Origin of the sequence: Streptomyces griseoflavus, from assembly GCF_014649995.1 — a bacterium.
Classification (GTDB): domain Bacteria; phylum Actinomycetota; class Actinomycetes; order Streptomycetales; family Streptomycetaceae; genus Streptomyces; species Streptomyces griseoflavus.
In genome coordinates this window covers 416,977-439,807 of record NZ_BMUC01000004.1, presented here as the reverse complement: position 1 = coordinate 439,807, position 22,831 = coordinate 416,977, and the positions used below count along the sequence as shown (strand labels likewise).

19 protein-coding genes are annotated in these 22,831 nt (G+C 72.4%); 11 read left to right on the top strand and 8 right to left on the bottom strand.

The window, feature by feature from the left end; all coding sequences use genetic code 11:
• Positions 1 to 52: 52 nt before the first annotated feature.
• Entirely contained in the window at positions 53 to 1,171 is a 1,119-nt protein-coding gene (locus tag IE172_RS12900; protein ID WP_190097318.1) for a hypothetical protein, read from the bottom strand.
• Between the two features lie 132 nt (positions 1,172 to 1,303).
• Between IE172_RS12900 and IE172_RS12895 the strand changes: the two genes are divergently transcribed.
• A complete protein-coding gene (locus tag IE172_RS12895) occupies positions 1,304 to 2,461 on the top strand; it encodes a cystathionine gamma-synthase (RefSeq protein ID WP_190097317.1) in 1,158 nt (385 codons plus the stop codon).
• A 12-nt stretch (positions 2,462 to 2,473) separates the two neighbouring features.
• Here IE172_RS12895 and IE172_RS12890 read toward each other — a convergent pair whose 3' ends face one another.
• The 3 genes from IE172_RS12890 to IE172_RS12880 all read right to left on the bottom strand — a co-directional run bounded on the left by IE172_RS12890 (position 2,474) and on the right by IE172_RS12880 (position 3,866).
• Positions 2,474 to 2,722: a hypothetical protein gene (locus IE172_RS12890; RefSeq protein ID WP_190097316.1), complete on the bottom strand. Its 249-nt coding sequence runs from the start codon at positions 2,720 to 2,722 to the stop codon at positions 2,474 to 2,476.
• Between the two features lie 30 nt (positions 2,723 to 2,752).
• Positions 2,753 to 3,256 carry a sigma factor-like helix-turn-helix DNA-binding protein gene (locus IE172_RS12885; protein WP_190097315.1) on the bottom strand — a complete coding sequence of 168 codons (504 nt, stop codon included), beginning with the start codon at positions 3,254 to 3,256 and terminating at the stop codon, positions 2,753 to 2,755.
• A gap of 121 nt (positions 3,257 to 3,377) precedes the next feature.
• Positions 3,378 to 3,866 carry a MarR family winged helix-turn-helix transcriptional regulator gene (locus tag IE172_RS12880; RefSeq protein WP_438817012.1) on the bottom strand — a complete coding sequence of 163 codons (489 nt, stop codon included), beginning with the start codon at positions 3,864 to 3,866 and terminating at the stop codon, positions 3,378 to 3,380.
• A gap of 174 nt (positions 3,867 to 4,040) precedes the next feature.
• Here IE172_RS12880 and ilvA point away from each other — a divergent pair, with 174 nt between their 5' ends.
• From ilvA to IE172_RS12865, 3 genes are all read left to right on the top strand, one after another.
• The gene (gene ilvA, locus IE172_RS12875; RefSeq protein ID WP_190097313.1) at positions 4,041 to 5,270 is read left to right on the top strand and encodes a threonine ammonia-lyase; all 1,230 of its coding nucleotides are present in this window, start codon (positions 4,041 to 4,043) and stop codon (positions 5,268 to 5,270) included.
• A gap of 184 nt (positions 5,271 to 5,454) precedes the next feature.
• The gene (locus tag IE172_RS12870; protein ID WP_190097312.1) at positions 5,455 to 6,507 is read left to right on the top strand and encodes an ATP-binding cassette domain-containing protein; all 1,053 of its coding nucleotides are present in this window, start codon (positions 5,455 to 5,457) and stop codon (positions 6,505 to 6,507) included.
• Positions 6,504 to 7,349 carry an ABC transporter permease gene (locus IE172_RS12865; protein ID WP_190097311.1) on the top strand — a complete coding sequence of 282 codons (846 nt, stop codon included), beginning with the start codon at positions 6,504 to 6,506 and terminating at the stop codon, positions 7,347 to 7,349. Before IE172_RS12870 ends, IE172_RS12865 begins: the two co-directional genes overlap by 4 nt.
• Before the next feature lie 48 nt (positions 7,350 to 7,397).
• Here IE172_RS12865 and greA read toward each other — a convergent pair whose 3' ends face one another.
• Together greA and IE172_RS12855 are read right to left on the bottom strand one after the other, a co-directional pair.
• Complete coding sequence (greA, locus tag IE172_RS12860; RefSeq protein WP_190097310.1) at positions 7,398 to 7,895, bottom strand: transcription elongation factor GreA; 498 nt, start codon at positions 7,893 to 7,895, stop codon at positions 7,398 to 7,400.
• Positions 7,896 to 8,063: 168 nt separating this feature from the next.
• Complete coding sequence (locus IE172_RS12855) at positions 8,064 to 8,462, bottom strand: DUF4307 domain-containing protein (RefSeq protein ID WP_190097309.1); 399 nt, start codon at positions 8,460 to 8,462, stop codon at positions 8,064 to 8,066.
• A gap of 148 nt (positions 8,463 to 8,610) precedes the next feature.
• Between IE172_RS12855 and mca the strand changes: the two genes are divergently transcribed.
• Together mca and IE172_RS12845 are read left to right on the top strand one after the other, a co-directional pair.
• Positions 8,611 to 9,492, top strand: a complete 882-nt coding sequence (gene mca, locus IE172_RS12850) for a mycothiol conjugate amidase Mca (protein WP_190097308.1) — start codon at positions 8,611 to 8,613, stop codon at positions 9,490 to 9,492.
• Positions 9,485 to 9,724 (top strand): hypothetical protein, encoded by a 240-nt coding sequence (locus tag IE172_RS12845; RefSeq protein ID WP_190097307.1) that lies wholly within the window; start codon positions 9,485 to 9,487, stop codon positions 9,722 to 9,724. Before mca ends, IE172_RS12845 begins: the two co-directional genes overlap by 8 nt.
• 71 nt (positions 9,725 to 9,795) lie before the next feature.
• Here the strand turns inward: IE172_RS12845 and IE172_RS12840 are convergent, their stop codons facing one another.
• Entirely contained in the window at positions 9,796 to 12,996 is a 3,201-nt protein-coding gene (locus IE172_RS12840) for a tetratricopeptide repeat protein (RefSeq protein ID WP_190097306.1), read from the bottom strand.
• A gap of 148 nt (positions 12,997 to 13,144) precedes the next feature.
• Between IE172_RS12840 and IE172_RS12835 the strand changes: the two genes are divergently transcribed.
• The 5 genes from IE172_RS12835 to IE172_RS12815 all read left to right on the top strand — a co-directional run bounded on the left by IE172_RS12835 (position 13,145) and on the right by IE172_RS12815 (position 21,993).
• Positions 13,145 to 15,178 carry a thioredoxin domain-containing protein gene (locus IE172_RS12835; protein ID WP_190097305.1) on the top strand — a complete coding sequence of 678 codons (2,034 nt, stop codon included), beginning with the start codon at positions 13,145 to 13,147 and terminating at the stop codon, positions 15,176 to 15,178.
• Between the two features lie 239 nt (positions 15,179 to 15,417).
• Positions 15,418 to 16,752, top strand: coding sequence for a glycosyltransferase (locus IE172_RS12830; protein ID WP_190097304.1), 1,335 nt, complete (start codon positions 15,418 to 15,420; stop codon positions 16,750 to 16,752).
• A complete protein-coding gene (locus IE172_RS12825) occupies positions 16,749 to 18,395 on the top strand; it encodes an ArnT family glycosyltransferase (RefSeq protein ID WP_190097303.1) in 1,647 nt (548 codons plus the stop codon). Before IE172_RS12830 ends, IE172_RS12825 begins: the two co-directional genes overlap by 4 nt.
• On the top strand, positions 18,392 to 19,573 hold the full coding sequence (locus IE172_RS12820) for a glycosyltransferase (RefSeq protein WP_190097302.1): 1,182 nt from the start codon (positions 18,392 to 18,394) through the stop codon (positions 19,571 to 19,573). The genes IE172_RS12825 and IE172_RS12820 overlap by 4 nt, the downstream gene beginning before the upstream one ends.
• Entirely contained in the window at positions 19,570 to 21,993 is a 2,424-nt protein-coding gene (locus IE172_RS12815; RefSeq protein ID WP_190097301.1) for a galactose oxidase-like domain-containing protein, read from the top strand. Before IE172_RS12820 ends, IE172_RS12815 begins: the two co-directional genes overlap by 4 nt.
• A 96-nt stretch (positions 21,994 to 22,089) precedes the next feature.
• Here the strand turns inward: IE172_RS12815 and IE172_RS12810 are convergent, their stop codons facing one another.
• The gene (locus IE172_RS12810; protein WP_229885987.1) at positions 22,090 to 22,821 is read right to left on the bottom strand and encodes a Mut7-C RNAse domain-containing protein; all 732 of its coding nucleotides are present in this window, start codon (positions 22,819 to 22,821) and stop codon (positions 22,090 to 22,092) included.
• Positions 22,822 to 22,831 lie beyond the last annotated feature (10 nt).

Sequence of the window (22,831 nt, the reverse complement as noted above, 5' to 3'; positions counted from 1 at the left end):
TATTTCCGGACGGACGCGGGGGCGTCGCGCGGGTGTTGGGGCCTGGCGCGGCTCAGTGCGGCAGGGTCGCCGGGCTGCCCCCGTTCGCCTCGTAGCCGGCGACCGCCATCGCGCGGTAGACCGCGAACTCGGCCGCGGGGTCGGCGGACAGGGTCCAGGGCAGGGCGCCCACGTGGCCGTCGATGTGTATGAGCTGGTTCATGGCCTCGGCCCAGCGCTCCGCGCGGACGAGGAAGAAGACCAGCAGATGCCGCACGTGCGCGAGCATCGGATCGTCGGGCCGGGCCGAGTGCACGGCGTGCAGCGCGCCGTGGATCGCCTTGGTCACGACGTCGCTCTGGTAGAAACCGGAGACCAGGGTCACCTCGGGGAGGTGCTCGAACACCGCGAAGAGCGGCATGGCGGCGAGCAGCGAGCCCTGGGGCGCCCGCGCCGCCGCGGCCTCCGCGAAGGCGTAGGCCTGCTGCCGCGACCCGTGCCACTTCTCGCACCAGTAGTGCAGCGCGGCCAGGTGCGCGCCCATGTGGGCCGGCGCGCGGTCCAGGATCTTCAGCCAGACCTGCTCGAAGTCGGCCTGGGAGTAGCCCAGTCCGCGGGCCACCGAGAGCTCCACGATGTACGGGATCGGGTCACCGGGAGCCAGCAGTGCCGCATCGCCGCACGCCGCCTTCGCCTCCTCCATGATGATCCGGAACTCGTCCGTGCCGGGCGCCGCCGTACGCCAGGCCTGCTGCACCAGGAACTCGGCGTGCACCGCGGCGCCGCCCGCGTCCTTGGGCGCCTCGGACCGCCACACCCGCAGCCACTGCCCGCCCGGGGCCTCGCCCGCCCCGCCGGGACGCCGGGCCAGCTCCAGCGAGGCCGCGCCCGCGAAGGCCTGGACCCGCTGCCAGCGCAGCTCGCCGTCCGCGCCCGTGCCCGCCAGCAGCTGCTGCGCCGCGCGGTAGTCCTGCGTGCGCTGCACCAGGTCCAGCACGTCCAGCAGGTCCTGGTCGGGGCCCGGCATACGCATGTCCAGCTCCTCCTCGCGGACGAAGCCGTAGTTGGCCGGGTCCGCCCCGTCCGGATGGCCGGGCGGGACCAGCCCCACCGCACCCCGCCGGCGCCTGAGGAACGGCAGCACCACGAAGCCGAGCATGAGGAGGGCGATCAGGACCAAGAGAATCTCCATGCCACCAGCGAACCAGACCGCGCCGCCCCGTGGCCAACCCGGAGCCCCGCCCTGTGGAAAACTCTCCGCTCCCGCCCCGGGGACGGCTCCGCGTCCGCCATCCGTGCCGGGGGCGCACTACCCTCGGTGCCCATGAGCGACAGGCACATCAGTCAGCACTTCGAGACGCTCGCGATTCACGCGGGCAACACCGCCGATCCCCTGACGGGCGCGGTCGTCCCGCCGATCTATCAGGTGTCCACCTACAAGCAGGACGGCGTCGGGGGCCTGCGCGGCGGCTACGAGTACAGCCGCAGCGCCAATCCGACCAGGACCGCGCTGGAGGAGAACCTCGCCGCCCTGGAGGGCGGCCGTCGCGGCCTCGCGTTCGCGTCCGGACTGGCGGCCGAGGACTGCCTGCTGCGTACGCTGCTCAGCCCCGGTGACCACGTGGTGATCCCGAACGACGCGTACGGCGGCACCTTCCGCCTCTTCGCCAAGGTCGTCGCCCGCTGGGGCGTGGAGTGGTCGGTCGCCGACACCAGCGACCCCGCCGCCGTCCGGGCCGCGATCACGCCGAAGACGAAGGTCATCTGGGTGGAGACCCCCTCCAACCCGCTGCTCGGCATCACCGACATCGCCGCGGTCGCCCAGGTGGCCCGGGACGCGGGCGCGCGGCTCGTCGTCGACAACACCTTCGCCACGCCCTACCTCCAGCAGCCGCTCGCGCTCGGCGCGGACGTCGTCGTGCACTCCCTGACCAAGTACATGGGCGGCCACTCGGACGTCGTCGGCGGTGCCCTGATCGCCGCCGACGCGGAGCTGGGCGAGGAACTGGCCTTCCACCAGAACGCGATGGGCGCGGTCGCCGGCCCCTTCGACTCCTGGCTGGTGCTGCGCGGCACCAAGACGCTGTCGGTGCGCATGGACCGGCACAGCGAGAACGCCACGAAGATCGCCGACATGCTCGGCCGTCACGCGCGCGTGACGAGCGTCCTGTACCCGGGGCTGCCGGAGCACCCCGGTCACGAGGTCGCCGCCAAGCAGATGCGGGCCTTCGGCGGCATGATCTCCTTCCGCGTGGAGGGCGGCGAGGAAGCGGCCGTCGAGGTCTGCAACCGGGCCAAGGTGTTCACCCTCGGTGAGTCGCTGGGCGGCGTCGAGTCGCTGATCGAGCACCCGGGACGGATGACGCACGCGTCGGTGGCCGGTTCCGCGCTCGAGGTCCCCGCCGACCTGGTGCGGCTGTCCGTGGGCATCGAGAACGCGGACGACCTGCTCGAAGACCTCCAGCAGGCGCTGGGGCGCTAGAGCGGCACGGGTTCACCAGCCCGTCAGGGGTGGGGTCGTCTCCGACGGCGGCTCCACCCAGGGGCGTGCCGTGACCGCCCACACCACGAACGCCACCGTCATCGCCAGCGACAGCAGCCACATCGCGCGGCGGGCGAGCGTCCTGCGCCGCAGTATCCGGGACCCGCGCCGGACGGCCTCCGCGTGCAGGTCGGGCGGCACGGACGGGGGTGACTGCTCCAGCATCCGCCGCACGGTCGCCTCACGGCTGATCCGGCTCATGCCGTCCGCCCTTCCGTCCCGGGGGCGGTGTCATGACGGCACCGCCTCGACGCCGCCCACGGGCGGGGCCGGGCGCGGGGCCGGGCGCAGCACGTTCGCCATCGCGCGGTTGAAGACCGTCCGTACGCGCTCCACGGGCAGCCCGAGCAGTGCCGCCGTCTGCTCCCCGTCGACGCCCTCGTACAGGCGTATCACCAGGACCAGGCGTTCCTGGGGGGTGAGACCGGCGAGGGGGCCGGCGGGGCGGGAGCGGGAGCGGAGCAGTCCGCCGTTCTGGTGCCATGCGCCGCGCGCGAACCGGGTCGCCAGGTACTGGCGGGTGTGGTCGTAGGGGTCCTCGCCGTGCAGGCGGTCCCAGGAGGCGTACGTCCGGGCCAGGGCCAGGGTGAGCAGGCGGCGGGCGCGGGGGTTGTCGCCGCGCGGCTCCGCGGTGAGCAGGGTGGCGGTGTGCAGGAGGCGGCCGCCGGCGCCCGCGACGTAGGCCTCGAACTCGCGGGCGCGGCGGGCGTCGTCCAACGTGTGCCGTGGTCGCAACCGCGCCTCCCGTCGCCCTGGGGGGAACGGGCCCCTGTCTCATATCAGGACAGGGTGTGCCCCGCGGTCAAGGGGCGCGCACGCGGGACGCTCACGGATTCCGTCCGCCCCGCCGCGGGGGTCAGGCGTCCGTCCGCTCCGGTGCGGACATCCGCGAGGACAGGGCGCCGTTGAAGCGGGTGAGGAGCCGGCAGAAGGCCTCGCGTTCCTCCGGCGCCCAGTCGTCGGTCAGCTCGGCCATCAACTGGCGCCGCGAGGAGCGCACTTCCTCCAGACGGGTCTGCCCGCGCGGGGACAGCTGCAGCACGACCGCGCGCCCGTCCTCGGGGTGGGAGGTCCGCTTGACCAGGCCGGTGTCGACGAGCGGGGCCACCTGACGGGTCACCGTCGAGGAGTCGATGCCCATGCTCGCGGCGAGCGCCTTGACGCCCATCGGGCCTTCCTTGTCGAGGCGGTTGAGCAGCAGGTACGCGGCGCGGTCCATCGTGTTGCGCACCTGGCCGACCCCGCCGAGGCGCGTCTGTTCGGCGCGGCGGGCGAACAGGGCCACCTCGTGCTGCAGCGTGTCGAGAAGACCGGTGTCGCCGACGGTCGTCGGGTCCGTCGTCATGTCCATCGACATTTCAGGTGTTGTGGGCATGGCCGGAGCTCACTTCGTGAAGGGCTGCTAATTGGGGGACAGGGTACGCGGCCGGGCGGCGGGCCGTACCGGAGCTGAGCAATGCGGCGGTCCACGGATCGGTCACACCGGTCGCGACCGTGCGGGGACTGCGATGCTGGAGTCATGAGTCACAGCACGGCCCCCTCCCTGCGGACCGTCACCCTCGACGACGTGCGCGGCGCCCGGAAGATGCTCGCGGGCGTGGCACGGACCACCGCGATGGAGAGCAGCAGGCACCTGTCCCGGCAGGTGGGCGCACCGGTGCACCTGAAGTGCGAGAACCTCCAGCGCACGGGCTCCTTCAAACTGCGCGGCGCGTACGTCCGGATCGCCGGGCTGCTGCCGGAGGAGCGGGCCGCGGGGGTGGTCGCGGCGAGCGCCGGCAACCACGCGCAGGGGGTCGCGCTGGCGTCGTCGCTGCTCGGGGTGCGTTCCACGGTGTTCATGCCGAAGGGGGCACCGCTGCCGAAGATCAGCGCGACCCGCGAGTACGGCGCCGAGGTGCGGCTGCACGGGCAGGTGGTGGACGAGTCGCTGGCCGCCGCGACGCGGTACGCGCGGGAGACGGGGGCGGTGTTCATCCACCCCTTCGACCACCCGGACGTCATCGCGGGCCAGGGCACGGTGGGCCTGGAGATCCTGGAGCAGTGCCCGGAGGTGCGCACCGTCGTCGTGGGCGTCGGCGGGGGCGGGCTGGCCGCCGGGATCGCGGTCGCGGTGAAGGCGCTGCGGCCCGACGTGCGGATCGTCGGTGTGCAGGCGGCGGGCGCCGCGGCGTACCCGCCCTCGCTCGCCGCCGGGCGTCCGGTGTCGGTGCGCGACCCGGCGACGATGGCCGACGGCATCAAGGTGGGGCGGCCCGGTGACGTGCCGTTCGGGATCGTCGGCGAGCTGCTCGACGAGGTGTGCACGGTCACCGAGGACGAGCTGTCGGCCGCGCTGCTGCTCTGCCTGGAGCGCGCCAAGCTGGTGGTCGAACCGGCGGGGGCGAGCCCGGTCGCCGCGCTGATGAGCCGTCCCGGTGCCTTCGAGGGGCCGGTCGTCGCGGTGCTGTCCGGGGGGAACGTGGACCCGGTGCTGATGGAGCGGGTGCTGCGGCACGGCATGGCGGCGCAGGGCCGCTACCTGGCCGTCCGGCTGCGCCTGACGGACCGGCCGGGCGCCCTGGCCTCGCTGCTCGGGGCGTTGTCAGTGGTGGATGCCAATGTTCTCGATGTGAGTCACGTACGGACCGATCCGCGGCTCGGGCTCACGGAGGCGGAGGTCGAGCTGCATCTGGAGACCAAGGGCCCCGCGCACTGCGCCGAGGTCGAACACGCGCTGCGCGAGGCGGGCTACACCGTCATGGACTGACACCGGCGGCGGTGTCACTCGTTCGGGTAAGCCCATGGAAAGACACGATACATCGCGTTATGGTGTGTCCCACGCCACTGCACGGACCTTCGTGTCCCGCCGCCGTGCCGGGCGGTGAACCGACTGCACACCACAGCGCGCGAACCCAGGCTTTCCGAAGAATCACGACGACGTGGAGACTCATATGCCAGGCGCCATCTACGCCGAGGGACTGGTGAAGTCCTTCGGGAAGGTCAAGGCACTGGACGGCGTCGACCTCGAGGTCCCCGAGGGAACCGTCCTCGGCCTGCTCGGGCCCAACGGCGCGGGCAAGACCACCACCGTCCGCTGTCTCACCACCCTGCTGCGGCCCGACAGGGGCAAGGCCGTCGTCGCCGGCCTCGACGTGCTCAAGCAGCCCGACGCGGTGCGCCGCTCCATCGGCCTGTCCGGCCAGTTCGCCGCCGTCGACGAGTATCTGACCGGCCGCGAGAACCTGCAGATGGTCGGACAGCTCTACCAGATGAGGGCGAAGGCGGCGAAGGTCCGCGCGGACGAGCTGCTGGAGCAGTTCCACCTCGCCGACGCCGCCGACCGCATCGCCAAGACGTACTCCGGTGGCATGCGCCGCCGGCTCGACCTCGCGGCGGCCCTGGTCGTGTCACCGCCGGTGATGTTCATGGACGAGCCGACCACCGGCCTCGACCCGCGCAACCGCCAGCAGTTGTGGGAGGTGATCAAACAGCTCGTCTCCGGTGGCACGACGCTGCTGCTCACCACCCAGTACCTGGAGGAGGCCGACCACCTCGCGCACGACATCGCGGTCGTCGACCAGGGCCGGGTCATCGCCCAGGGCACCTCCGACCAGCTCAAGGCCCGCACCGGCGGCGAGCGCGTCGAGGTCGTGGTGCACGACCGCGAGCACATCGCGGCCGCCTCCGCCCTCCTCGACAAGTTCAGCCTGCGCGGACCCGGCAAGGGCGACACCGCCGTCGAGGACCACATGCGCAAGATCACCACACCGGTCTCCGGCGGGGCGAAGCTTCTCGCCGAGATCATCCGCGAGCTCGACGCCGACGGCATCGAGATCGACGACATCGGCCTGCGCCGCCCCACCCTCGACGACGTCTTCCTCTCCCTCACCGGACATGTCGCCGAAGCAGGGCGCGAGGACGCCGGCGACGAGGGCGACGACGGCAAGCGGACCGCCGAGGGACAGGACAGGGGCCGGCGCCCCGGCAAGGAGGCCGTGAAATGAGTGCCGTCACCGACGCCGTGCGGCGCACGCCGGCCGGCAACCGCATCGGCCGGTCGATCCGGGACTCCCTGGTCGTCGCCAAGCGCAATCTGATCCGCATGGTCCGGATCCCCGAAGTGGTCATCTTCGGACTGATCCAGCCGATCATGTTCGTGGTGCTGTTCTCGTACGTGTTCGGCGGCTCCATGGACATCGGCGGCAGCACCAGCCCTCAGGTCTACCGCGAGTTCCTGATGGCCGGCATCTTCGCCCAGACCGTCACCTTCGCCACCGCCGGAGCCGGGGCGGGCATCGCCGAGGACATGCACAAGGGCCTCGTCGACCGCTTCCGCTCGCTGCCCATGGCACGCGGCGCGGTGCTCACCGGCCGCACCCTCGCCGACCTGGTGCAGACGGCGCTCACCCTGCTCGTGCTCGCCGTGGTCGCCCTCCTGGTCGGCTGGCGCACCCACACCAGCGCCGGCGAGGTGATCGGCGCGTTCGGGCTGCTGCTCCTGACCGGGTACGCGTTCACCTGGATCGGCGCGGTCATCGGCCTGTCCGTGCGCACGCCGGAGGCGGCGACCTCCGGCGGACTGGTCTGGCTCTTCCCGGTCACCTTCGTGTCGAACGCGTTCGTGGACTCCAGCAACATGACCCCCTGGCTGCGCCACATCGCCGACTGGAACCCGTTCAGCGCGACCGTCCAGGCATGCCGCGAGCTCTTCGGCAACCCGGGGGTCTCCACGTCGGACGCCTGGCCCATGCAGCACCCGGTGTGGGCCTCACTGCTCTACTCGGTCCTGATCATCGTGGTGTTCCGCACCCTGGCCGTGCGCAAGTACCGCTCGGCCGCCGCATGACGAAGCCCCCGGCACCCTCAGGGGTGCCGGGGGCCCGTCGGGGACCGGTCAGCCGTTGTACGGCTCGGCCTTGAGGATCTTCACCGAGGCCGTCTTGCCGTTCGGCAGCTCGTACTCGGCGTCCTCACCGACCTTGTGTCCCATCACGCCGGAGCCGAGCGGGGACTGCGGGGAGTACGTCTCGATGTCGGAGCTCGCGTACTCGCGGGAGGCGAGCAGGAACGTCAGCGTGTCGTCCTCGTCGCCGTCGAAGGCGATCGTCACGACCATGCCGGGGGCCACGGCGCCGTCGGCCGCCGGGGCCTCGCCGACCTTGGCGTTCTCGAGGAGCTGGGTCAGCTGGCGCACGCGGAGCTCCTGCTTGCCCTGCTCCTCCTTGGCCGCGTGGTACCCGCCGTTCTCCCGCAGGTCGCCCTCCTCGCGCGCGGCGGCGATCTTGGCGGCGATCTCCGTGCGCGCGGGACCAGTAAGGTATGCAAGCTCTTCCTTGAGCTTGTTGTACGCCTCCTGGGTCAGCCAGGTGACGTTCTCGCTGGTCTGGGTCACAGGTGCTCCTCGTAGGACTGGGAAATACAAAGCAACGCCCTATCCAGAAGGATGGTCCTCCAGGGATGGGCGAAACCACGAGCCTAACAATTCACGGCCCGAAGGGGGAGGACATAAGCCGCCGGACTCATGACAGCGCAGGTCAGCGGCCAGGTATTCCCCGCCCCATCACTCCGCGTGGCACCCGACCAGCTCGGCACTGGTGGCCCTGGAGGTCGTGCGCAGCGTGACGACCTCGTCGAGGCGCGTGGCGTCCTCGGCGAACCGGAAGTCGGCGCGGCCCACCTCGGCGCCGTCCTCCGCCTGGGAGCGCACCGTGCAGTAGCCCGCCACCCCCGCGTCCTTGTGCACCTCCAGGTGCACCTGGACCGACTCGTCGGAGATCTCGAAGCCGATCAGGTTGCCGCTGATCTCGTTCTTGGCCACGTAGTGGTAGCCGAACCAGCCGATCAGCGCGAGCAGCAGCGCCCCCAGCACGGCGCCGACGACCTTGAGGGTGCGGTCGGCACGCTCGTCCGAGGAGCGGCCGTAGCGGCCCTCGGGCAGCCGCGTACTCGACGTACTCATGATCGTCTCCTCGGCAGGATGGGGCCGGTGTCCCCGTGGCGGGTCCCGGAGCGGAACCCCGGAATTATTCGTCCCCCGATTCGGTCACTATAGAAGCCTGCGACTGCGCCGCCGCACACAGGGCGCCCAACGACTTGAGGATTGAGTCTTGACTGACCAGCTGCGACTGATGGCCGTGCACGCCCACCCCGACGACGAGTCGAGCAAGGGCGCGGCCACCATGGCGAAGTACGTGTCCGAGGGGGTGGACGTGCTGGTCGTGACCTGCACGGGCGGGGAGCGCGGCTCCATCCTCAACCCGAAACTGCAGGGGGACGCGTACATCGAGGAGAACATCCACGAGGTGCGCCGGAAGGAGATGGACGAGGCCCGCGAGATCCTCGGCGTGAAGCAGGAGTGGCTCGGCTTCGTCGACTCCGGGCTGCCCGAGGGCGACCCGCTGCCGCCGCTGCCGGAGGGCTGCTTCGCCCTGGAGGACGTCGACAAGGCGGCCGGCGAGCTGGTGCGCCGGATCCGTTCCTTCCGTCCCCAGGTGATCACCACCTACGACGAGAACGGCGGCTATCCGCACCCCGACCACATCATGACCCACAAGATCACGATGGTGGCCTTCGAGGGCGCGGCGGACACCGCGAAGTACCCGGAGGACGAGTTCGGCCCGGCGTACCAGCCGGTCAAGGTGTACTACAACCAGGGCTTCAACCGTCCCCGCACCGAGGCGCTGCACCAGGCGATGCTGGACCGGGGCCTGGAGTCGCCGTACGGGGACTGGCTCAAGCGCTGGAGCGAGTTCGAGCGCAAGGAGCGCACGCTGACCACGCACGTGCCGTGCGGCGACTTCTTCGAGATCCGCGACAAGGCGCTGATCGCGCACGCCACGCAGATCGATCCCGACGGGGGATGGTTCCGGGTGCCGCTGGAGCTCCAGAGGGAGGTCTGGCCGACGGAGGAGTACGAGCTGGCGAAGTCGCTCGTCGATACATCCCTCCCCGAGGACGACCTCTTCGCGGGCATCCGGGACAATGTCTGACATGAGCGCAAGCGCAAGCCTGGCAATGACCCACCTCGTGCCCCTCGCCAAGGAGCTCGACGAGGACAAGGTGACCCCCGGTGTTCTGGGGTTCATCGTGTTCGCGGTGATGGCTCTCGCGGTGTGGGTCCTGATGAAGTCCATGACCCGGCACATGGGGCGGGTGAACTTCGCGGAGTCCGACGAGGCGGAGGGCTCCGCCGCGGACAAGGGAGCGGCGAAGCGGGCCTGACCGCAGACCCCCGACCGCCGGGCGGTGTGAGGTGAGGCACCCGGGCGCCGGTTTCAGCCGGCACCCGGGTCTCACGCCTTCTCGCTGACCGGTACTCCCATCACCTCCCGGGCGTTGCGGCTGGGGACGAGGCCGAGGTGCCAGGCCTGCCAGCCCGATTCCAGGGTGACTCCCCGTTCCAGGAGGAGCAGGTAGGCCTCCGCGCAGTCGGTCAGTTTCGGGTCGCGGGTGGCGTGGGTGGCGCGGGCCAGCTGGGAGAGCTCCTCCTGGGCCACCGCCGTACCGACCTCCGTGCCGCCCGGTGCCGCGTACGGCAGCAGCGTGCAGCGCAGGAAGCGGGCCCAGTCCTCGCCGCGCCGGTCGCCGTAGGACGCGAACAGCGTCACCGCCTCGTCGCACAGGGCCAGCGCCTGCTGGGTGCGCGCGTTGCCCGCGTCGACGACGGCCAGCTCGAGGCAGGTCCACGCCTCGCCGTGCGCCACCCCGATGCGCTGGAAGTCGGCGCGCGCGTCCACCAGCAGCTGCCGGGCGAAACCGGAGTTGCGCAGCGACCCGGTCCGGGCCGCCCGCTGGTCCCGGGTCACCCGCGCCGAGTGGTGCCGGGCGCAGGCCAGTCCGTAGACGTCCCGCATGCGGGAGAACATCGTGCGGGCCCGTTCCAGCTCACGCACCGCGCGGTCCAGGTCGCCGGTCTCCTCCAGCGCCTGGCCCAGGTAGTAGAGCGTCCACGCCTCGCCCCGCGCGTCCTCGTTGTCGCGGTGCCGGTCGGCGGCCCGCCGCAGGTCCTCCACCGCCGGTGAGGCGTCGCCGTCGACCAGCCGGGCCCGCGCCAGCTCGGTCAGCGCCCACGCCTCCCCCCGCGCGTCGCGGGTACGGCCGTACAGCTCCAGGGCCGTACGCAGCTCGTTCTCGGCGCGCGGCACGTCGCCCATCCGCAGGTTCAGCTGCCCCAGCTGGAAGTGCGCCCACGCCTGGCCGTGCACGGACTCGCCCGCGCGGTGCAGCACGAGCGACTCGATGAGCAGGTCCAGGGCCTCGGACAGCCGGGCCCGGTCCCGTTCCACCGCCGCGAGGGCGTGCATCGTCCAGGCGCGGTCCGTGGCCAGCTCGGGTGCGGCCTGGAGGTCCATCGCCTCCCGCAGCCGTGCCGACGCCTCACTCAGGTTGCCCTGGTGGTGCAGCGTGATGCCGAGCGAGGTCAGTGCCCGTGCCGCGCCCGCGCTGTGCCGCGCCTCGCGGTACAGGTCCACCACCGACGTCAGCGTCGTGCGCGCCTTGTCCAGTTCGCCGAGCTGGCGTGCCGCGATGCCCGTGCGCCACTGCACCGAGCGCACCAGCAGCCCTTCGTCCACGGTCTGCGCCAGCTCGTTGATCTCCCCGAGCCGGTAGAGGTCGCCGCGCAGCAGGCAGTAGTCGCACAGCGCGCCCAGCAGGTTCAGCACCGCGCGCCGGTCCACGCCCTCCGCGTGCCGCAGCGCCGCCGTGATGAAGCTCGACTCGTCGTCCAGCCAGCGCAGCGCCTCGTCCAGCGAGGTGAAGCCGTACGGGCTGAAGCGGTCCGAGCGGGTCGACATGTTGCCGTCGACGAGCCGCAGCACCGAGTCGGCCAGCTCGGCGTAGTTGACGATCAGCCGCTCCTGCGCCGCGGTGCGCTCGTCCGGGTCCTCCTCGTCGTGGAGCCGGGCCAGCGCGAAGGCGCGGACGAGGTCGTGCAGCCGGTAGCGGCTGTGCCGTACGCGGTCGATCAGCCCGGCGCGGTGCAGCGCGGTCAGGTGCCGGGTCGCCTCGGCCTCGTCGGTGGCGAGGAGCGCCGCCGCGGCCGCCGCGCCCAGCGAGGCCCGTCCGGCCAGCGCGAGGCGCCGCAGCAGCCGCCGTAAGGTCTCCGGCTGGTCGGTGTAGCGCAGCCACAGTGTCCGCTCGACCGGATCGACGGGTCCGTACGCGCCCAGGTCGGTGGCGAGGGCGAGCGGGGAACGCGGGCCGAGGGCGGCGCCGGCGGCGCGCAGGGCCAGCGGCAGACCCCCGCACAGCTCCCGCACCCGCTCGGTGGACTCGGCGTCGTAGGGGCCCGAGGGGTCCTGCGCGGCGGCGGACAGGAGTTCCTCCGCGCCGGCCGCGTCCAGCGGCTCCACCGGCAGCTGGTGCACCCGGGCGGGCAGGTCGTCCGGCAGGCCGAGGGGCGCACGCGCGGTGACCAGGACCAGGCTGTCGGAGCGTTCCGGGATCAGGGTGCGCACCTGCTGCGGATCGGAGACGTCGTCCAGCACGACGGTGACCGGCATCCCGGTCAGGTGCTGGTGGTACAGCTCGCTCAGCCGCCTGACCTGCTGGTCCGGGGAGGACCGCTCACGGAACAGCAACTGCTCGCGCGGCGCCCCCAGCCGGTTCAGCAGGTGCAGCAGCGCGTCCCGCGTGGACAGCGGGGGCTCACCGGGGCTGTCGCCGCGCAGGTCGACGACGCACGCCCCGCGGAAGTGGTCCTTCAGCTCGTGGGCGGCGCGCACGGCCAGCGTCGTACGGCCGCTGCCGGACGGCCCGTGCAGCACCACCACCGTCGGCCGGGTCTCGGTGCTCGCGCGGGCCGCCTGCACCCACTGCCGGATCCTCGCCATCTCCTGCCGCCGCCCCGCGAACGGGCCGACCGGTTCCGGGAGTTGCCCGAACGACTGCCCCAGCACGCTGCGTCCGCGGTTGGCCGCGCTCTTGTCCGCGCCGCGCAGCCGCGGGCCCGCCTTCCCGGGGCCCGCGGAGGCGGCCAGCACCCGCTGCTGGTCGAGGAACGGCCGGATGCCGCGCACCTCCAGCGCGGTGAGCCACTGCAGCCGCAGCTGCTCCGGACCGCCCGGCTGGCCGGCCGCGCCGGCCCGGTGGTGGGCGGCGGGCACATGGGTGCCGGCCACCTTCACCACGGTCGCGGCCGCGCCGACGACCCCGACGGCCACCCCCGCGCCCAGCGCCGTCCCGGTGCCGGTGCCGAGTGCCATGTCGGCGACCACGGCCGCGACGCCCGCCACACCGGCCACCAGCAGCGGTGTTCCGGCGCCCTCGCGGGCGTAGCGCTGCCGGAAGGTGAGCTGCCCGGCCTCCGTCTCGTCCAGGGCGTGCGTGTAGGCCGCGTACTCCTCGGCCGCCGACCGGGCCATCGTGTCCAGCGCCCCGCGTGCCCGCGCCAGCAGCACCTTCCCGTCCGTGCGCCCGCCCGACCGGCGCACCTCCTCCTCCACGGCGCGCGCCAACAGCCTTTCGGCTTCCGCCCGATGACCGTCCCGCATGTCTGTCCCCCTCCGGCGGCGTCGGCCGGTCCCGGCCGCGTTCCCCGGTCACAAGTGTGTCGTGCGGGGGCCGCCGTGTGGAGAGGGCCGGATCTCCCGGCTGTGTGCTGCCGGGCCCGGGGGCGGGTACTGCGGCAGGATGGACACCATGCCGAACCGACTGGCCCATGAGACGTCCCCCTACCTGCTGCAGCACGCCGACAACCCGGTCGACTGGTGGCCCTGGTCCCCGGAGGCGTTCGAGGAGGCGCGGCGGCGTCAGGTGCCGGTGCTGCTGAGCGTCGGCTATGCGAGCTGCCACTGGTGCCACGTCATGGCGCACGAGTCCTTCGAGGACCAGGACACCGCCGACGACATGAACGCGCACTTCGTCAGCGTCAAGGTGGACCGCGAGGAGCGGCCGGACGTGGACGCCGTGTACATGGAGGCCGTGCAGGCGGCGACCGGGCAGGGGGGCTGGCCGATGACGGTGTTCCTCACGCCGGACGCCGAGCCGTTCTACTTCGGCACGTACTACCCGCCCGCGCCCCGGCACGGCATGCCGTCGTTCCGGCAGGTGCTGCAGGGGGTCCACCAGGCCTGGGACGAGCGGCGGGACGAGGTCGGCGAGGTCGCCGGGAAGATCACGCGGGACCTGGCGGAGCGGGTGATCTCCTACGGCGACGACCGGGTGCCCGGCGAGCAGGAGCTCGCGCAGGCGCTGCTCGGGCTGACCCGGGAGTACGACCCGCAGCGGGGCGGGTTCGGCGGGGCGCCGAAGTTCCCGCCGTCCATGGTGATCGAGTTCCTGCTGCGGCACCACGCCCGCACCGGCGCCGAGGGCGCGCTGCAGATGGCGTCGGACACGTGTGAGCGGATGGCGCGCGGAGGGATCTACGACCAGCTCGGCGGCGGTTTCGCACGGTACTCCGTGGACCGGGACTGGGTGGTGCCGCACTTCGAGAAGATGCTCTACGACAACGCGCTGCTGTGCCGGGCGTACGCGCACCTGTGGCGGGCCACCGGATCGGAACTGGCGCGCCGGGTGGCGCTGGAGACGGCCGACTTCATGGTGCGCGAACTGCGCACGCCCGAGGGCGGGTTCGCGTCCGCGCTGGACGCCGACAGCGACGACGGCAGCGGGCGGCACGTCGAGGGCGCCTACTACGTGTGGACGCCCGCGCAGCTGCGCGAGGTGCTCGGGGAGGCGGACGCCGAACTCGCCGCCCGGTACTTCGGCGTGACCGAGGAGGGCACCTTCGAGGAGGGCGCCTCGGTGCTGCAACTCCCGCAGCGGGACGAGGTGTTCGACGCCGGGCGGATCGACGGCATCAGGGAGCGGCTGCTCGCGGCCCGCGCCTCGCGTCCCGCCCCCGGCCGGGACGACAAGGTGGTCGCCGCGTGGAACGGGCTGGCGGTCGCCGCCCTCGCCGAGACCGGGGCCTACTTCGACCGGCCGGACCTGACGGAGGCCGCGGTCGCCGCGGGTGACCTGCTGGTGCGGCTGCACCTCGACGAGCAGGCCCGGGTCGCCCGCACCAGCAAGGACGGGCACGTCGGCGCCAACGCGGGGGTGCTGGAGGACTACGCCGATGTCGCCGAGGGCTTCCTGGCGCTCGCCGCGGTGACCGGTGAGGGCGTGTGGCTGGAGTTCTCCGGGCTGCTGGTCGACCACATCCTGTCCCGCTTCGCCGACGAGGCGTCGGGCGCGCTGTACGACACGGCGTCGGACGCCGAGCGGCTCATCCGGCGTCCGCAGGATCCGACCGACAACGCCGCCCCGTCCGGTTGGACGGCCGCCGCGGGCGCGCTGCTGAGCTATGCCGCGCACACCGGCTCGGAGCCCCACCGGGTGGCCGCCGAGCGGGCGTTGGGCGTGGTGAAGGCGCTCGGGCCGCGGGTGCCGCGGTTCATCGGGTGGGGTCTCGCGGTCGCCGAGGCCCTGCTGGACGGTCCCCGGGAGATCGCGGTGGTCGGTCCGGCGCTCGACGACCCGGCGACGGCGGTCCTGCACCGCACGGCGCTGCTGGGGGCGGCGCCCGGTGCGGTGGTCGCCGTCGGGACTCCGGAGAGTGACGAGTTCCCGTTGCTCGCCGGTCGTCCCCTCGTCGGCGGTGAACCGGCGGCCTATGTCTGCCGCGACTTCACCTGTGACGCGCCGACGACCGATCCTGACCGGTTGCGTACCGCGCTGGGTGGCTGAGAAGGGCGCCGCGGCCGGGCGTCCGGTGGCGCGGACCCGTCCAGAACCGGTCGAACGGTGAGTCAGTATCGGTCAACTTTCGTGCAATAAAGGGTGGTTGCGCAACAGGATCTTTATGGGAAGTGCCCCCGTGTTTCACAACTTCCCCCTAACCTCGACACGTCGACGTGACGGACGAGGCCCCGGTCGAAAGGCACTCCGTCACGTCACGGGGGATGTTCGGGATCTGGGGGGATCTGATGCTCACGTCCGTCTTCATCGCCGTCGTCTCGCTGGCCCTGTTCTGGATGGCCGCGTTCACCCTGTGGTGGCAGATGCACGCCTGGCGCACCCCGGAGGTGCTGGCCTCCACCCGTTTCAGCAGCCCGGACGGCGGTGAGCACCTGTCCTTCTCGCTGCTGATCCCGGCGCGCCACGAACAGGCGGTGCTGGACCACACCGTCCAGCGGCTGCTGGAGTCCGGTCACACCGACTTCGAGATCATCGTGATCGTCGGCCACGACGACCCGGAGACCACCGCGGTCGCCGAGGCGGCCGCCGCCCGGGACCCGCGGGTCCGGGTGGTCGTGGACACCCACGAGAAGAAGAACAAGCCCAGGGCCATGAACACGGCGCTGCCGCACTGCCGCGGCGACGTCGTCGGGGTCTTCGACGCCGAGGACCAGGTCCACCCCTCGCTCCTTGCCCACGTCGACCACGCCTTCCGCTCCACCGGCGCCGACGTGGTCCAGGGCGGCGTGCAGCTCATCAACTTCCACTCCAGCTGGTACAGCCTGCGCAACTGCCTGGAGTACTTCTTCTGGTTCCGCTCCCGGCTCCACCTGCACGCCCAGAAGGGGTTCATCCCGCTCGGCGGCAACACGGTGTTCGTCCGCACCGGCGTGCTGCGGGAGGCCCGCGGCTGGGACCCCGACTGCCTCGCCGAGGACTGCGACCTGGGCGTGCGGCTCTCCAGCGCGGGCAGGAAGGTCGTCGTCGCCTACGACTCCGACATGGTGACCCGCGAGGAGACGCCGGGCTCGCTGATGTCGCTGCTCAGGCAGCGCACCCGCTGGAACCAGGGTTTCCTGCAGGTCCACCGGAAGAAGGACTGGAGGCGACTGCCCACGTTCGGCCAGCGGATGCTGGCCCGCTACACGCTGATGACGCCGTTCCTCCAGGCGTTCTCCGGCCTGATCATCCCGCTGAACGTGGCGATCGCGATCTTCCTCGACGTGCCCGTCGGCGTCGCCTTCATCACCTTCCTGCCGGCCGTCACCGCCCTGGTCACCTTCGTCTTCGAGGTGGTCGGGCTGCACGACTTCGGCAAGCAGTACGGACTGCGCGTGAGGTTCGCGCACTACCTCAAGCTCGTCGTGGGCGGCCCCTTCTACCAGGTGCTCCTCGCCGGTGCCGCGATCCGCGCCGTCTGGCGCGAGCAGCGCGGACGCACCGACTGGGAGCTGACCACCCACGTCGGCGCCCACCTCGACCCGACGGCCACGACGGCCCACGACGCCGCCACCGTGTCCCGCGACGCCGCCACCGTGTCCCGCGACGCCTCCGCCGCGACCCGAGAGGACGTTCCCGCGTGACCTCCACCCTCCCCGCGGCGACCGCCCCGAAGGTCCCCGCGCGGCGCCGGCCCGTGCCCGCCGGCGGCCCGGCCGGCCGCACCCGGCCGCCGGGCCGGCTCCGCTCCTCCCGCTCCGACCTGATCCTGTGCGGTGTCCTCCTGGTCGTGATCCTCGTCGTCCAGGGCTGGAACATCGGCGACTACCCGACCCTCAGCGACGACGAGGGCACCTATCTCGCCCAGGCCTGGGCCGTCCAGGAGGGCCGGGGCCTCGCCCACTACACCTACTGGTACGACCATCCGCCGCTGGGCTGGATCCAGCTCGCCGTCCTGACCTGGATACCGGCGGTGATCAGCCCCGAGTCGATGACCGTCGGCACCATGCGCGGCGTGATGCTGCTGATCAGCGGCGTCAGCGCGGTCCTCGTCCACGTCCTCGGCCGCCGCCTCGCCCTGCCCCGCTGGGCCGCCGGGCTCGGCATGCTGATCTTCGGGCTCTCCCCGCTGTCCGTCGTCCTGCAGCGCGAGATCTTCCTCGACAACCTCGCCGTGATGTGGACCCTGCTCGCCTTCACCCTCGCCGCCTCCCCGAGCCGGCACCTGTGGCACCACTTCGGCGCGGGCGTCGCCGCCGCCGTCGGCGTGCTCACCAAGGAGACGATGCTCGTCGTCCTGCCCGCCCTGTTCGTCACCGCCTGGCGCCACAGCCACCGGGACACCCGCAAGTTCGCGCTGACCGGCGCCGTCACGGCCTGCGCGCTCATCGGCCTCTCCTACCCGCTGTTCGCCCTCCTGAAGGGCGAACTGTTCCCGGGCAGCGGGCACGTCTCCCTGTGGGACGGCGTGGTGTACCAGATGACCCGGCCGGGCTCCGGCTTCGTCCTCGACGAGGGTTCCGGCTCCTGGGGCGTGCTCCAGTCGTGGCTGTACTACGACCGCGTCCTGCCCCTCGGCGGCCTCGCGGGCGCCCTGCTGCTGCTCGCCACCTGGCGCTGGTCGGTCACCGCCCGGGCGCTGGCCGGCCCCGCCCTCACCGTCGCCATCCTGGCGGCGCTGGCGCTGCGCCCGGACGGCTACCTGCCCGCGATGTACATCATCCAGGCGCTGCCCTTCCTCGCCCTGGTCCTCGCCGGCGGCACCGCCGGCGTCGCCCACGCCGTCCTGCGCCGCGGCCGCCAGGCGACCGGGGGACGGCCGCCGACCTGGTCCCGGTACGCGCTCGCCGGTGCCCTCGCCCTCGCCGCCTGCCTCCACGTCGTACCCCGCTGGTACGAGGGCGCCCGCACCGCCGTCACCACCGAGGCGAACGCCCCCTACCGGGCGGCTTCGGCGTGGATGGCCACCGAGGTGGCGGACCCGGCGGACACCAGGGTGCTGGTCGACGACGCGATGTGGCTGGACCTGGTGCACGCCGGGTACCGGCCCGGGCCGGGCGTCATCTGGTTCTACAAGGCCGACCTCGATCCGGCGGTGACCGACACCCTGCCGAACGGCTGGCGGGACATCGACTACGTGGTCGCCTCGCCGACCGTACGGCGCGACGCGAAGGACCTGCCCAACGTCGCCGGCGCGATCGCGCACTCCCAGCCGGTCGCCGTCTTCGGCACCGGGGAGGACCGCATCGAGATCCGCCGGGTCGACACCACCGGAGGCAGCCGATGAGCCAGGAGTCCACGGTCCCCGGCGAGCTCGGCGACCGGGCACTCGGCCCCGTGGAGGTGCCGGAGCCCGGCGCCGTCACGCTCGTCGTGCCCACCTTCAACGAGTCGGCGAACGTACGGCGGTTGCTGCACCGGATCACCGAGTCGGTGCCCGCCCGGCTGCCCTGTGAGGTCGTCTTCGTCGACGACTCCACCGACGACACCCCCGACGTCATCCGGGAGGCGGCCGAGGACTGCCCCTTCCCCGTGACCGTGCTGCACCGCGAGGAAGCGGTCGGCGGGCTCGGCGGCGCGGTCGTCGAGGGCATCCGGGCCGCCTCCTCGGACTGGGTCGTCGTCATGGACGGCGACTGCCGGCACCCACCGTCCCTGGTGCCGGAGTTGGTGGCGGCGGGGGAGCGGGCGAACGCCGGGCTGGTGGTCGCCTCCCGGTACATCGGGGGCGGCAGCGGGGCCGGGCTCGTCGGCGGCCACCGGACGGCCGTCTCGCGCGGGGCGACCTGGCTGGCCAAGGCCCTCTTCCCGCGCCGGCTGCGCGGCATCAGCGACCCGATGAGCGGCTTCTTCGCCGTCCGGCGCGGCGCCGTCACCGCCGGCGTCCTCAGGCCCCTCGGCCACGAGATCCTCCTCGAACTCGCCGTCCGCGGCCGCCCCCGCACGGTCACCGAGGTGCCGTTCGTCCTCCGGGACCGGTTCGCCGGGGAGTCCGAGCCGACCGCGCGGGAGGGGATGCGGTTCCTGCGGCACCTGGCCGGGCTGCGCACGGAGTCCCCGCTCGCCCGCATGGTCGTCTTCGGACTGATCGGGCTGACCGGCTTCGTGCCCAACCTGGCCGCGCTGTGGGCGCTGACCGAGGCGGGCGTGCACTATCTGCCGGCCGAGATCGTCGCCAACCAGTTCGGTGTGGCCTGGAACTTCCTGCTGATCGAGACACTCCTGTTCCGCGAGCGACGGCGACACCGGCACTGGGCCGACCGCACCGCGCGGTTCACGCTGCTCGCCAACGCCGACCTGGTGCTGCGGCTGCCGCTGATCGCGCTGCTCGTGGCCCGGTTCGGCATGGCGGCCCTGCCCGCCACCGCCCTGGCCCTCGTGATCACCTTCGTCCTGCGCTTCGTGGGGACCGAAGCGCTGGTGTACCTCCCGAGCCGGAGCCGCAAGGCAAGGAGCACCGCATGAGAACACCCGGGAACCCGACGGCGTCCAGACGCACCACGGCCCTGCTGGCCGTCGGTGCCCTCACCGCCGGCCTTCTCCTGACCGCCCCGCGACCGGCTTCCGCCGCCGGCCTGATCAAGAACCCCGGCTTCGAGACCGCGGGCGGCGGCGACATGCCGTACTGCTGGGAGAAGTCCGGCTGGGGCGACAACGACTTCACCTTCACCACCACCGCCGACGCGCACACCGGTGCCAGGGCGATGAAGGTGGAGCTGACCCGCCGCGTGGACGGCGACCGCAAGGCGCTGATCACCGAGTCCGCCGACTGCGCTCCCGTGGTGACGCCGGGCCGGCAGTACGACCTGGGCCTCTGGTACAAGACGACCACCCCCGACGCGTCCATCACCCTGTTCCGGCACGACACCACGGCCGGCTGGCAGTACTGGACCGACCTCAAGACCCTCGACATGCGGGCGGCGTGGACCGAGGCCACCGTCCGCACTCCCGAGGTCCCGGCCGGCACCGACCGCGTCTCCTGGGGCGTCTCCGTCCACGGCACCGGCTCCGCCACCACCGACGACTACACGATGGAGCAGGTCGCCGAGCCGGTCCCGGAACCCGGCTGCACGGGCACCGCGCAGGAGTGCGCCGACGGCGCCTGGGAGGTCCTGGCCACGCGGAACCCGGTCCGCTCCATGCACTCCGTGGTCCTGCACAACGGCAAGGTGCTGCTGATCGCCGGATCCGGCAACGACCCGGAGCTGTTCGAGGCCGGCACCTTCACCAGCGCCGTCTACGACCCCGAGGACGGCACCTATGAGGTGATCCCCACCCCGGACGACATGTTCTGCGCCGGGCACGTCCAGCTCCAGGACGGCCGGGTGCTGGTGATGAGCGGCAACAAGGGCTACCCGTCCGACGACGGCACCATCGGCTACCAGGGGTACAAGGACGCGTACGTCTTCGACCCGGAGACCGAGACGTACACGAGGACCAACGACATGAACGACGGGCACTGGTACCCGTCGGCGACGATCCTCGGCAACGGTGACGTGATCAGCTTCGGCGGGCTGCGCGAGGACTCCACCGGTTCGGTCACCGCAGAGCTGTGGTCGGACGCCGAGCAGCGGTGGCTGCCGACGTGGCGGGTCAACCAGACCTGGTCGTACTGGGGCCTGTACCCGTCGATGATCCTGATGCAGGACGGCCGCCTCTTCTACTCGGGCAGCCACGTCTTCGGCGACAACATCCCCGGCACCGGCTCCGCGATCTACGACTACGACGCCAACACCATCACCCAGGTGCCCGGCCTGCGGAACAAGGACGAGCGCGACCAGTCGGCGAGCGTGCTGCTGCCCCCGGCGCAGGACCAGAAGGTGCTCACCCTCGGCGGCGGCAACATCGACTCCAACCCGGACGCGGGCCGCCTCACCGACATCATCGACCTCAAGCGGCCGGACCCGTCCTACGTCGCCGGCCCGCCCCTCCCGCAGGGCACCGTCGACTACGGCAACGGGCCGGTGCCGCAGACCGGCGACCAGGGCAAGATGTACGTCTCCGCCGTGCTGCTGCCCGACGGCACGGTGCTGGAGACCGGCGGCGCGCTGCACAACCGGGCGGACCCGGTGTTCGAGACGTCGGTGTTCGACCCGGCGACCGAGACCTTCGACCCGGTGGCCGTCGACCCGGAGGCCCGCGGCTACCACTCCTCGGCGTTCCTGCTGCCCGACGGCCGGGTCATGACGACCGGCGACAACCCGGGCAACGGCTCCTGGAACCACAACGTGTCGGTCTACAGCCCGCCCTACCTGTTCAAGGGCGAGCGTCCGACGATCACGTCGCTGATCGACACCGAGTGGAACTACGGCGACACCCAGCGGATCACCGTGGACCGGCCCATCGCCAAGGCCGAGTTGATCCGCCCGGCCGCCGTCACCCACTCCTCCGACCCCAACCAGCGGTTCGTCGACCTGCCGCTGTCCGTCGACGGGAACACCGTCGACCTGAACGTCACCAGCAACCCCGACCTGGCCCCGCCCGGCTGGTACATGCTCTTCGCGGTCGACGCCAACGGGGTTCCCTCGGTGGCGAAGTGGGTGCACCTCCAGGGTCCGCGGGCCCTCACCGCCAAGGACGCCTCCGCCCACGTGCACGGCTTCGCCGAGGCACCGGCGGGGAAGGTGACGGGGCCCGGCAGGAAGCGCACGGCACAGCCGGTCGCCCCGACCGTCTCCGGCTGCGACCGCCACTACGGTTCCGCCAACGTCTGCGTGCCGACCGCCTTCCCGGCGGAGGTGAAGCCGACGACGCTCGCCCGCTGCACGTGGCTGAAGGACCACGACTACGGCCCGCTGCGGGTCAACGGCGGGGACGACCCGCTGCACCTGGACCGGAACCGTGACGGCACGGCCTGCGGCGCGAAGGATCTGAGGGTGCGCTGAGGAGCGCCCCCGACGGGGCGCGGGGACCGCGGGGCCGGCCACGACGGACCCCGCGGTCCCCGCCCGGCGCGCCGTGCACCGGCGGAGCGAACGGCTTCAGTCCCGCTCGGGGCGCGAGGCGACGGCTCGCTCCACGATGGCGACCAGCTGCTCGTGGTGTGCGCCCTTCCAGTAGGCGCGACCGCAGTCGGAGCACTGCGCGAACACGTCGTAGTTCCGGTGGGTGCCGCCCCGCAACTGGTCGGCGACCTCCTCCTTGCCGGCCTCGCGCAGCAGCCCGTTGCAGGCGGTGCACCGCGTCCACGGCCGCAGTTCGGGATCGAACCGGTCGAGCACGTACTGGAGTTGTTCCTCCGGCTGGGTGCTGTAGACGAACGCGCCCGCCCACAGTTCGCGGCGCCGCAGCAGCCCCCGGTCGCGGCTGAGCATGACCCGCCGCTCCGCCGCCGACCGTGCGGCGAGCGCCGGATCACCGATGTCCGTCGACTCGTACGCCGTGTCCACGCCCAGCAGCCGCAGCCGGCGCGCGAGCGTGCCCAGGTGCACGTCGAGGAGGAACCGCAGGGGAGCGCCGGGCACCCGCTGGGGGTGGGCGTGCGGGCGCACGGTCACCGACTCGCCCGCGGCCGGGACGTGTCCGGCCGGCACCTCGCGGCCGTCCACGAGCAGCGTGCCCACCTCGGTCAGGGGGACGCCGAGGGACTCGACGACGTGGCCCAGGGTGGAGACGCCGTCGGTGGCGGCCTTCAGGGCACCGGTGGGCCGTGCCCGGGGCACGAAGAGCAGCAGTCCTGGGGCGAACTCGACATGGATTTCGGGACCGTTCACCCGGCCAAGG

Coding starts and splice junctions, on each gene's coding strand:
- IE172_RS12900 (WP_190097318.1), bottom strand. CDS start 1,171: ATGGAGATTCTCTTGGTCCTGATCGCCCTCCTCATGCTCGGCTTCGTG.
- IE172_RS12895 (WP_190097317.1), top strand. CDS start 1,304: ATGAGCGACAGGCACATCAGTCAGCACTTCGAGACGCTCGCGATTCAC.
- IE172_RS12890 (WP_190097316.1), bottom strand. CDS start 2,722: ATGAGCCGGATCAGCCGTGAGGCGACCGTGCGGCGGATGCTGGAGCAG.
- IE172_RS12880 (WP_438817012.1), bottom strand. CDS start 3,866: ATGACGACGGACCCGACGACCGTCGGCGACACCGGTCTTCTCGACACG.
- ilvA (WP_190097313.1), top strand. CDS start 4,041: ATGAGTCACAGCACGGCCCCCTCCCTGCGGACCGTCACCCTCGACGAC.
- IE172_RS12870 (WP_190097312.1), top strand. CDS start 5,455: ATGCCAGGCGCCATCTACGCCGAGGGACTGGTGAAGTCCTTCGGGAAG.
- IE172_RS12865 (WP_190097311.1), top strand. CDS start 6,504: ATGAGTGCCGTCACCGACGCCGTGCGGCGCACGCCGGCCGGCAACCGC.
- IE172_RS12855 (WP_190097309.1), bottom strand. CDS start 8,462: ATGAGTACGTCGAGTACGCGGCTGCCCGAGGGCCGCTACGGCCGCTCC.
- IE172_RS12845 (WP_190097307.1), top strand. CDS start 9,485: ATGTCTGACATGAGCGCAAGCGCAAGCCTGGCAATGACCCACCTCGTG.
- IE172_RS12840 (WP_190097306.1), bottom strand. CDS start 12,996: ATGCGGGACGGTCATCGGGCGGAAGCCGAAAGGCTGTTGGCGCGCGCC.
- IE172_RS12835 (WP_190097305.1), top strand. CDS start 13,145: ATGCCGAACCGACTGGCCCATGAGACGTCCCCCTACCTGCTGCAGCAC.
- IE172_RS12830 (WP_190097304.1), top strand. CDS start 15,418: ATGCTCACGTCCGTCTTCATCGCCGTCGTCTCGCTGGCCCTGTTCTGG.
- IE172_RS12820 (WP_190097302.1), top strand. CDS start 18,392: ATGAGCCAGGAGTCCACGGTCCCCGGCGAGCTCGGCGACCGGGCACTC.
- IE172_RS12815 (WP_190097301.1), top strand. CDS start 19,570: ATGAGAACACCCGGGAACCCGACGGCGTCCAGACGCACCACGGCCCTG.